Below are 10754 nucleotides of genomic sequence, written 5' to 3' on the forward strand. Positions count from 1 at the left end.
CAGGCAGTGCGACCCCGCGCCTTCTTTTAGTGCAACGCCAGTCAGGTCTGGCTCAACAAAAGAAAGCAACAAACATTAACCCAGACACTAAACCTCACTCAAACTACTTATACAGCCACTTCAAGGGGGAAAGGTAACTTTGCCGTTTCCTGCGTAGCAAAACAATATACTTATTCACTTCAATCGTTTACTAAATAAGAATTCTTATGTCCTGTTTAAACTAAATACAGGAGCCCGGCAGTCTTCAATACCGTTGATATTGCAGAGGTCGAAACAACTGCCGGGCTCCGGGCAAAAGTTTCTCCTGGTTTGGTGCGGATTAGCACTCTGCCCTATTTCTTCCTCGCGAATTGGCCCTCAACTATCTACTCTATTATGTTATTAAAGGTCTTGTGCATTTATGGATTGCCGGTTCTACGTAAGACGTTATACACCAACCCCGGCCTTGATACCTTGCGGCCCTATGGAGAGGCTTTCGCACGCCTCACCGTTCGGCCAGCGCACCTTAATGGCATATTTACTGGCGCATACCGTTTCGCACATCTTACAGGACACACAGTCCTTCGGACGCGCATTGTACGCCAGCCTATTGTGCGCCTTCATATCGTTAGAAACCGCAGACATGTCTTCTGTCATCTCCAAACACCCAACCGGACACACCGTGACACACCTCTTACAGCCGGTGCAGAACTCGGCCTCTACAACTGCAACAGGCCTGTCACCTTTTATCTTGAAGGTCTGACGGCCGATCTCGTCATATATGCAATCTACGGGACAATAACTGCCACAGACACCACAGTTAGTGCACAACGTGCAGTCTATGACGTGCAGCTCTTTTGAAGACCCGCTGATAGCACCCACCGGGCACTTCTTGGCACAAACCGTACAGCCCGTGCATTTATCCGCAATTGTATATGCCATTTTTTTGTACCCCGATTAGTAAAACTCGCCCATGCGTTCTAAGTCTTACCCGGTCATACATATGTAGAAGAAAGCAGCTTTCGTACCATTTTAAAGGGGGGCCGGGCTAAAACGCTGAAAGCCTACATATCGTATTGATATTATAAGACTTAAGGGGAATGAGACGGGGATTCATGTGTCGGATGCGGGGCAAAAAACACGCAGGAAAGTGTTACTTTTATGTGGCAGAAGAAAGCAAAAAACAGGCAGTCCCACACGGAAGTTTAATTATACTAAATCGGCCTCTTGCGGCTGCTGTGAGCCAGCCCCGGTCTCCGAGAGGCTGGTGCAGTGTGTACCGTCCGGCCAGCGGACCTGGATGGCCCTCTTGTCGCCGCAGACCATCTCGCACATCCTGCAGGACACACAGTCCTTCGGACGGGCGTTATTCGATATCCTGTAATGGCTGCCGGCCAGCGTGTCCTCAACCATCTCGAGGCAGTTAAAGGGACAGACATACACACAGTTCTCGCATCCGCTACATCTTTCAGGTTCCACCACCGCAACCGGTCTGCCGTTCTTTAACTTGAAGGTCTGCTGGTTGCTCTCATCATAGATGCAATCCACGGGACAATAACTGCCGCACACGCCACAGTCAATGCAGACAATCGGGTCTACGACGTGCAACCCCTTCTTCTCTCCGGTGATCGCATCAACAGGACATTTCTTGGCACATACCGTACAGCCTATGCAACTCTCGTTAATGTTATATGCCACTTTCTTCGCTCCCTTCTATCTCTTCAACAACTACTTATGCCACCGGAAACAAATCACAGGGGCTTCTGCCAGGCCCCTCATCGCTTCGGCTTTATTTTGTAAGACCCTCTGTCTATAGGTAAAGCGCAATTTGCATACCACAATTATGAAATCCCCGTTAAACATCGACATAGACGTATACAGAGATTACATATCACCTTGTGGCTAAAAGGATTAGAAAAAAGGGATATCTGCGCCTCAAACGCGGGGCAGAATGATAATCGGGGGAAAAGGTGTTACATCAAATTCTCAAAAGGAAAGGCCCCGACAGGCAAGTTGTGTCGTTTAAGCAAGTTAGACATCTGTATCTGCAGATACACATAATTGTGTACCCAGGTGTGCGTGGTTTTATTTGGAGGTGGCCTGCGGGACCGAGTCTCTCATGCTGAGTATATCTTCGGAAAGACCCAGTTTCTTTATTATGCGGTGAAGGGCGGTTCTCGTGATACCGCTTTGTTCGGCCGCCAGTGTTATGTTTCCGTTACATTTACTGAGCAGGCTGGTGAAGTACTCCTTCTGGAAGCGTCTGAAGACCTCTTCCTTTGCCTTGTCATAGGTGGTGCCGCTGAAACCTTCCGCCTCTGCAAGCCATGGAAGCTGCTCATGACCCAAAACGATGTCCGTCACCTGGATGTTTTCGCCCTCCGCCACAAGGATAGCGCGCTGGATTACATTTTCCAGCTCTCTTACATTACCGGGCCATTCATATTCCATAAGCCTCCTGATAGCTCCGGGGGTCAACTTCCTCTGCCCGCCGTCTTCCATCCACTTCCCTACAAAGTGGCTTGCTAGGAGGGGTATGTCCTCCTTCCGCTCCCTGAGCGGCGGCACGCCTATCCGCACCACGTTAAGCCTGTAATAAAGGTCTTCTCTGAAGCTGCCGTCCTTTACGGCCTTCTCAAGGTCTATATTTGTAGCGGATATAAACCGCACGTCTATATCTACGTGGTCGGTCGCGCCCACAGGAGTAACTTCCATCTCCTGAACGACTCTCAAGAGCTTACTCTGAAAAGACGGCGACATACTGCCTATTTCGTCCAGGAACACGGTCCCCTGCGAGGCCTCAACAAGAAGACCTTTTTTATCGGTATCGGCGCCCGTAAACGCCCCCTTCTTATATCCAAACAGCTCGGCCTCCAGGAGGTTTTCAGGAAGCGCAGCGGTATTTATGCCCATGAAACGATTCTTGTCACGCGGGCTGTTCTGGTGTATGGCCCTGGCAATCAGTTCCTTGCCGGTGCCGCTCTCGCCACGGATAAGTATGGAGGCCTTTGAAGGTGCCACTTTCCTTATGGTCTCAAAAACCTCCTGCATCCTCCAGTTGCGACCTATGATATTCTCAAACGCGTAGCTCTTGCTGACCGTCTCACGGAGATATTCAAGCTCCTCGTGGAACCTTTTCTCCTGTATGGCCCGCCGCACCACAATAAGCAGCTCGTCGTTGTTAAACGGCTTGGTAATATAATGGTAGGCCCCCTTTTTCATGGCCTCTATGGCAGACTCGATAGAGCCGTAGGCCGTCAGGAGTATCACCTCTATCTTTGGCCGGTATTCCTTAATCTTCTCCAGCAGCGATATGCCCCCTATGCCGGGCATGCGGATGTCAGTTATCACCACGTCCACAGGGTTCTTTTTGACGTGTTCAAGTGCCTGCTCCCCCGAAGAGGCGGTCGTCACCTCAACCCCAACCTCAGTCAATAGAAGGGCGAGCCCCCGGGCTATGTCCTGCTGGTCGTCTACTATCAAAATATACGGTTTAGGAATAAATTGTTTATCTTCCATCATCTATACAAGTCCTGCGGATTTCTCTGCGGGCGCTCCCTCCAGCTGACGAACAGTCTTCTCCAGGGGTAATATGATAATAAATTGACTGCCTTTACCCTCTTCACTGTCCACGAAAATAGTACCGCCGTGGCCCTCTAAAAAGTTTTTACATATAGAAAGCCCAAGACCGGTCCCAACGCCTTCAGGCTTGGTCGTAAAGAACGGTTCGAATATCCTGGACAAATCTTTTTGCGGAATTCCCTTGCCCATGTCCTTGAACACAACACGAATACTCCTGGCGGAATTAATTCCGCTGCTTACCTCTGTAAGCACCCTAAGTTGCCCGCCATCCTCCATTGCATGAATCCCGTTTATTGCAAGGTTCATAAACACCTGTCGCAACTGGTCCGGGTCGCCTTCATATTTAGGCAAATTCTTATCCAGCCCGGTAACAAGCGTAACGTTCTGTTTATCCATAAGCGGTTTACACATGAAGAGCACGTCCATGATACATTCATTAAGGTCAATACTCTCTCTGAGCGTCGGTCCCGTCCTGGCGTAGGTCAAGAGGCCCTGTATTACCTTTTTACATACGTCCGTATTCCTCCCGATGGTATCAAGATATTCATGCACAGGCTCATCCGGCAAGACCTTTTTCATCGCTATTTGGGTAAACATGGAAATCACCCCCAGGGGGTTGTTTAACTCATGGGCTATACCCGCAGCCATCCTGCCGACAACAGTCATCTTTTCCTGGTGCACCAGCTTACGCTCCATTTCCTTCCTCTCGGTGATGTCACGGCTTACTATAACCTTTCCCAGGTGCCTGCCCTCAGAATCATTTATGGAAGAACACGTGCTCTCATAAATCCTGCCGTCGACTTCCACCGTGCGGGAAAAGTCGCTGGAGTCGCCCTTTCCATATAATTCAGGGCCGTTCTCCAGGCACTTGAGCTCGCCGTCAGGACGACATGCCTTCAGTGCTGTATCCTTGATGCCGGATGCCGATGCGTTGAAGAAGGCAATCTTGCCCTCGTTATCCACAAACACAATACCCTCTCTCATACATTCCAGAACGGCACGCCATTTATCCTTTTCCACCCGGAGGAGTTCCTCCTGCAACGCCCTCAGCTTGCGGCTGCGTTCCCTGAGCTTGGCCGCCACAGAACCCGTAAGGTAGGTGCAAATGAGTAACGCCGTTGAAAATACGAAAAACGTTATAACTAGATAAACAGGGTTCTTCCACAAATCAGGTACGTTTATCCCCATGACCGGATTGTGGAGGAGCATGCAATGATGCTGTAATATACCGGAGTACTCAAGTAAAACCATGGTCCCAACGAGAAATATGGCCGTAAAGGCAAATATATAACTCTCCCGCCTCTCCAAGAGAATGCTCGCCAGAATGGTATGGAACACGAAGAAGAACAAAAAGGGATTCTCCACGCCACCCGAATAATGTATCAGCAGGGTAAGGATTGCGAGGTCACAGAGAATCTGTACCCTGACATTGTTGGTTACCCATACGGGGTCTTTCCTGACCCTGGTGGCATGGAGGTAGAATAAGACGTTAAGGCCGAGAAGGAGCAGGGTAAAGAAGGCAAGGGGCGTCAGGGATTCAATCAGACCCCCCATATTCGCCAGCAATATCGCCGTGAGCGCTCCGCCCGCGGCCAACCACCTGAGGCGAATAAACCAGAAAAGACGTTCTACCAATTCTTCGTGAAAAAGGTCCTTTGTCAAGTTCACGGGGACTCCCCCCTGTTCTTATTCTGTATTGTTACCAATCCTTACCCTATTACAAGGCGCTGCTACCGCCCATCATCAAATTCCGCCTCTCATTTTGATAATATGCCAATAAGTTACGCTGTCAAGCCAAAATTGCGGACTCAACCGGGGCAGAAAGCTGGTAAGATTGCAACCTTAAACCTGTTGTACATACATTCTATAAGATTCTAACACGGCAAAAAGTTCTTCCAATACCAAGAAAGGTACATGCAAATATTACGCCAACAGCAGCTAATATTATATCAAAAAATAAACTGAGACCGCAACCTGGTAGATACAAGGTCTTTTCTGAGGTCTCCTGGTTACTTCAAACTAAAAACCCCAAAAACCCTTGACCTTCCAGTCCACTGGAAGGTGTATAATGTATATAGCAGGAGGAGGGGTCACTATGAAAAGGCAACTGTTAATTGGTAGTGTAGCCGGAGAACTGGGGCTTAACCCTAAGACCATCCGCTATTATGAAGACGTCGGTCTTTTACCAGAGGCTGATCGCACTAGCTCTGGTTACAGGGTTTACTCCCCAGAGGTAATCAACAGGCTCAAGTTCATAAAGCAGGCCCAAAGGCTGGGGTTCAGGCTCAATGAAATCAAAGACATACTGCTTTTAAAGGAAAGCGGCACCCGGCCGTGCACCCACGTCAGAAGGCTTACCATAGACAAGATAAAAGAACTTGAGGAGCTTATTAGAGAATCAAGTGCGTTACGAGATAATCTGAAAACGCTCTTAAGAAGGTGGCCTCATAAATCAGGTAAAGAGGCCACAATATGTCCACATATTGAGGCTGCAGTGCCAACCAATATTGGGACTAAAAAGAAAGCAAGACGCAAAAGAGAGAGGTAAATACGATGATTACAAAAAGAAGGGTAGAGATTTTTACTGCCGGCTGTCTCCTCTGTCAGGAGGCGGTGAAGATGGTGAAGGAGCTTGCCTGCCCAAGCTGTGAGGTAGTTGTTTATGACCTTAATGAGCAGTGCGAGAGTAAGGAATGTCTGGACAAGGTGAGTCACTACGGGATCAGCCGTGTACCGACCATCGTCGTAGACGGCAAGATAGCCGAGTGCTGCACGGGTTCCAGACCAAACGTCGAGGCACTAAAGGCGGCAGGGATTGGCCACGCCTTATAGAAAAGGCGGTAAACTACCTATGGCAAGACACAAAGCCCTTTCGGCCATGTGCCTAATCGCCACGCTCTACCTCACTAACCAGCACTCCAAAGAGGCATTGGCTCAAGCGCCCATAAACTTTGACACTGCCGTAACACCGTTCTTCTCTGGCAGTGTATTGAAGTCCCGGGGTGTGTTTATCCACAAAACAGACGATGATAACAAGGAGCTGGATAGAAGGCTAACTATAAGGAAAGTACCTACTGTCTTTGGCTACGCACCCACGCGCGATGTTGCGGCTACTATTTCAGTCCCCTTGATAGAAAAATCTCTGAGGAGAAATCTATCTGGCAGACGAGTAACGTTGGATGCGGCCGGACTGGGTGATATATCCATTATGGGCAGGTGGACCTTCAAGAAGTGGCTAGGCCCCTGGAGGAGGACCGACCTGGCCATTATCGGCGGTGTGGAACTGCCCACAGGAGATACAAGCAGGAGGGATGAGGGCATCAGGCTGCCGCCAAAACTCCAGTTGGGTTCAGGCTCTTTTGACCCTTTCCTTCGCATGGCCTTCAGCCGTATTGTGAGACGCAACAGCACCTTTGCCGAACTTCAATATAAGGTAAATACACCCGGGGCGCTGGACTATAAGTTCGGTGATATTCTGAAATACGACCTGGCCTTTGCATATAGATTCTTCCCTGCCAAGAAGTACCCCAACCCTGAGTTCTACGGAATCCTGGAGCTAAATGGTGTCTGGGAGCAACAGGCCAGACAGAGGGGGAGGGATGTTGAAAACACAGGGAGCAATACCATCTTTCTCTCCCCGGGTATCCAGGCCATTCCCCTGAAGAATCTACTAATAGAGGCCTCTGTGCAGATACCCATCTATCAAGACCTGAGGGGAAGGCAATTGGGATATGATGTAGGGAACCTGGGGAACTCTAATATTGTCTTTGGATTTCGGTTCCTGTATTAAGATGTAGTGGAACCTCGGAATATAAGAATAAGGAGGTATTTAAAAATGAAGTCTATAGGAAACCCTATCCGTGTACTCTTTATCATTTCTTTAGTCCTATTCTCGCAGCCCTTCATCTTTGCTCAAGTAGAAAAGGCAGAGTTAGAAATTGTTGGCATGGTCTGTAACCTTTGAACCTACGGGGTCGAAAGACTCTTAAAGCGCCAGGATGGCGTTCAGGATGTAGTAGTTAGTTTGGAAAAACAGTCAGCAGTAGTAACAGCTAAGCAAGGAGATTCTCTAGACCTACATAAACTGGTACAGGCCGTAGCGGATAGCGAACTTGGGGTCGAGAACATTAAAATTATTATAAAAGGTACACTCGTAGAACGAGATGGCCGTTTAGCCATAAGAGAGGACATAAAGGGAAATCTATTTCTTATAGCAGAGGGGTTAAAGGCCGATAAAGCAATGATGGGTAAAGAGCTGAGGCTGGTAGGTAAGGTTCATGCCCTAAAAAAGAAAACTCCACCTCATTTAACAATAGAAAGCTTTGAGCTTGTAGACACTGAGTAAATTTTCCGAAAAATATCTTTTGTTACCCGACACAAATTTGGGCGGCGTGTTCACATGCATAAGATTCAACTTTAAGATTGTTTGGTTACTGGCTTACATGCTTACCTTCTACCCGGCGGATACTGATGTCTTTTAATTACCTGCTCCTTGCCCCTATGCGCTGCCTTATTGCAGCCAGAATCATATCCTTGGGTGGGTAGTCGTAAAATTTGTCCTTCCAGAAATAGGGCCGGCAACTGCACAGGCTGAATTTCTCAACACCTGCAGCCTCTGGCTCAATATCGACATCATTAATCCTTATGGTTGGCGAGCCAATAAATCTACATTCTTCCGCCTCCACCTGGCTATTTACAAGAATGACCTCATATCTTACAGGTAATCCCGCTTCTTCCAAGGCTCCTTCCAGTTCACTCATAGCCTTTTGATAACTGTGACAGTCCAGTGCATGTAAAAGTTGAATATTCAGTGTCATAAACGCGCACCTATTCCTTATCTTTTGCCCGAAGAATTTACTGCTGTAGTCCCTTTATAGCCCTTCTTCTCCAAAACTGCCAGGAGTTCTGAGGAAGGCACCATACCGAATAAGGGCGTGCTTGACCATGAAGGATGTTGTGTTAAGCCGGCGTAAAAACCTTGGACTATTTTAAGGGTAACCCTACTGTTCTCTAATCCATAACAAAAGGGTTGGTTCCCCTGTCGGCCTCTTCCCTATCAGAGACGCCGTCTCCGTCGGCGTCTCCCGTCAAAAAACGGGCGGGCTTATACTGCCAGGACTCGAACAGGTCTCCTTGATCAATAAAATGCAAATCAGGCGCCCCTCTCCTGTCTATAAAACCACTCTCACCCGGCGGCAGGATGCTGACGACAGCGGGCCCGTCTTCGGAGAGCTCTACCACCTGTTCGTAGGTCCCGTGACTCTCGATGCCGCTGGGTACCGACTCAAGCTCTTCAAACGTAATCTTGTCTTTGTCCGCCACCAGCGACAATATGCGCAAAACCCTGTGCTCACCCACCCAGGGCATGTTGTCGCCGTTATCCCAGTCCTTAGACGGTTTATTATTCCAGTTTACTATCAGCCCTTCGGGCGGATTAATAACACACGGCAGGTCGTCCTCCGGCACAAACCCCTGCCACTCCTCCTGTCCCGTGCCGGACGCGGGCAGTCTTGGGTCGACACCCGCCGCGGGAATCCTGTACTTACCCGCGTGCCAGAACCCTATCCGGCCGTCAGCGGCGGCACAGAAGAGGTTAAAACTGAGGGCTATTGTCCTCACGGCATCGGCAAAATCCTCTATCGTACGAGCCCTGTCAATCTTTAGAAAACTTTCAAACGATTTCAGTTCCTCGCCCCAGAACGTACTTTTTTTACTGAACGCAAGATTCCCCGACTCACCGACAGCAAACACCGGCCCGTGCACGCTGCGATAGATTTTCTCTCTAACACCGTCTCCGGCCATACCTCTGACCCTGAACAGCTCTTCCCTCGACTCGAACTCCCGCCACTCTCCCTTAAACTTATATTCCTTATTGTTTTCCGGGTTCAACTCCTCGATAAATATGTCCGTATTATCCGTGCATCCACTGGTAACCGTCCACGCGACGTGATTGTTATAACCAATCAGCACCGCAGGCAGACCCGGAAACGTCATACCGGCCACGTCAAAACCTCCCCCGTGGAGGTCTATCTCGTATCCGGGCTGCGGGCCCTCAAAACCCATCTGCGGACACCCGAGAAGCATGGCCCGCCCACTGGCCGACCTCCCCGAAGACACCACCACCGCGTAGCTGCCCAGCCTCGCGGGCAGACCGGGGAGCGTGGTTAACCAGGCTTCTTCCCGTAAACGATTATCTGCAAGGAGGTACTCGTGGGAACCGGCAGCGTCATCGTAGTGATAATTAAAGTCATTAAAAGAAATCGTGGTTGGTGCGGAAGGGTCGTTTAAGGGGTATTTTTCGTCAAACTTTTCCCTGCCCAGCTTCTCAAGTTCCTTAAGATTTTTCAGTTCATAACCGCCGCGCTGGCCAAACCGCCTGCCCCCGGCTATACCGATGGCGAGCGAGTCGTAAATGCTCCAGGGTTCCGGGTCTACTATCCCCAACTCCCAGAGCTCTTTAGGCAGTTTTGTGTCCCTATCGGCCCTCACCTTGGCCATCCAGCGGTTTATGCCCCTTGTGTACGCCTCGACCAGCGCCAGGGTCTCCGCCCTCAGTTCATTATACTGTACCGCAAGCTCCTCATCGGTGTAGCCCCCCCTCCGTGCCTCAATATCGGACGCCAGGGCCTTCGGCCCCAGGATCTCCGCCAGTCTGCCTCGTGCCTGTCTGCGGCTTATCTCAAGCTGTGTAAGTCTATCCTGCGCAACCACGTACCCGAACGCCTCAAACAGTGCCTCTCCACTGTCTGCCAGGACGTGCGGAATTCCAAACCCATCCCTGAAGATAGAGACACTTTCATTACCCACCTGCAGCCTTGACCACCCGTCCTGAGAAAATGCAGGGGATGCAATCGACAAAATCACAAGTGGTAGTAACAATAAGACAACCTTAACAAAGTTACCATTTCGAAGCTTCATGTGCGTACCATGTATACTATGGAAATTGTTTGTTGTGTAGCATCAACGTACATTTAATAGAAACAAATTATTCTGGTTGAAGTTCTAGACATTCCATTACAAGCTTTAAGATATGGCCTCTTTTCTCTTTAATTTTTCTTTTTAATTCTTCTTCCTGTTCTTTCCTGTGCTGCTCAAAAATGTAATGTGGTGTGCCAGTAGTCCAAACAAAAGCGTGTCGTGGTACATGTAAATATTCTTTTAACATGCCCTCATAGTACTCACCGTGGTTTAAC

Annotated in this window: 10 protein-coding genes and 1 pseudogene; 4 read left to right on the plus strand and 7 right to left on the minus strand. The window is 49.2% G+C overall.

The window, feature by feature from the left end; all coding sequences use genetic code 11:
* Positions 1–426: 426 nt before the first annotated feature.
* From NOU37_09145 to NOU37_09160, 4 genes are all read right to left on the minus strand, one after another.
* Positions 427–921 carry a 4Fe-4S binding protein gene (locus NOU37_09145; GenBank protein ID MCQ4575394.1) on the minus strand — a complete coding sequence of 165 codons (495 nt, stop codon included), beginning with the start codon at positions 919–921 and terminating at the stop codon, positions 427–429.
* Between the two features lie 267 nt (positions 922–1188).
* Positions 1189–1677 (minus strand): 4Fe-4S binding protein, encoded by a 489-nt coding sequence (locus NOU37_09150; protein MCQ4575395.1) that lies wholly within the window; start codon positions 1675–1677, stop codon positions 1189–1191.
* A gap of 387 nt (positions 1678–2064) precedes the next feature.
* Entirely contained in the window at positions 2065–3501 is a 1437-nt protein-coding gene (locus NOU37_09155; protein MCQ4575396.1) for a sigma-54 dependent transcriptional regulator, read from the minus strand.
* On the minus strand, positions 3502–5229 hold the full coding sequence (locus tag NOU37_09160; GenBank protein MCQ4575397.1) for an ATP-binding protein: 1728 nt from the start codon (positions 5227–5229) through the stop codon (positions 3502–3504).
* A 427-nt stretch (positions 5230–5656) separates the two neighbouring features.
* Between NOU37_09160 and NOU37_09165 the strand changes: the two genes are divergently transcribed.
* From NOU37_09165 to NOU37_09180, 4 genes and pseudogenes are all read left to right on the plus strand, one after another.
* Positions 5657–6109: a heavy metal-responsive transcriptional regulator gene (locus tag NOU37_09165; protein MCQ4575398.1), complete on the plus strand. Its 453-nt coding sequence runs from the start codon at positions 5657–5659 to the stop codon at positions 6107–6109.
* 5 nt (positions 6110–6114) lie between these two features.
* A complete protein-coding gene (locus NOU37_09170) occupies positions 6115–6393 on the plus strand; it encodes a thioredoxin family protein (GenBank protein ID MCQ4575399.1) in 279 nt (92 codons plus the stop codon).
* Between the two features lie 19 nt (positions 6394–6412).
* Positions 6413–7351, plus strand: a complete 939-nt coding sequence (locus NOU37_09175; protein MCQ4575400.1) for a transporter — start codon at positions 6413–6415, stop codon at positions 7349–7351.
* A 195-nt stretch (positions 7352–7546) separates the two neighbouring features.
* Positions 7547–7906 (plus strand): annotated as a pseudogene (locus NOU37_09180) (heavy-metal-associated domain-containing protein).
* A 136-nt stretch (positions 7907–8042) separates the two neighbouring features.
* Here NOU37_09180 and NOU37_09185 read toward each other — a convergent pair.
* The 3 genes from NOU37_09185 to NOU37_09195 all read right to left on the minus strand — a co-directional run.
* Positions 8043–8321 carry a DUF2703 domain-containing protein gene (locus NOU37_09185; GenBank protein ID MCQ4575401.1) on the minus strand — a complete coding sequence of 93 codons (279 nt, stop codon included), beginning with the start codon at positions 8319–8321 and terminating at the stop codon, positions 8043–8045.
* Positions 8322–8571: 250 nt separating this feature from the next.
* Complete coding sequence (locus NOU37_09190) at positions 8572–10368, minus strand: penicillin acylase family protein (protein ID MCQ4575402.1); 1797 nt, start codon at positions 10366–10368, stop codon at positions 8572–8574.
* 178 nt (positions 10369–10546) lie between these two features.
* A partial coding sequence (locus NOU37_09195; GenBank protein MCQ4575403.1) for a hypothetical protein occupies positions 10547–10754 on the minus strand: 208 nt, incomplete at its 5' end.

This window comes from Candidatus Bathyanammoxibius amoris (assembly GCA_024451685.1).
Lineage (GTDB): Bacteria > Planctomycetota > Brocadiia > Brocadiales > Bathyanammoxibiaceae > Bathyanammoxibius > Bathyanammoxibius amoris.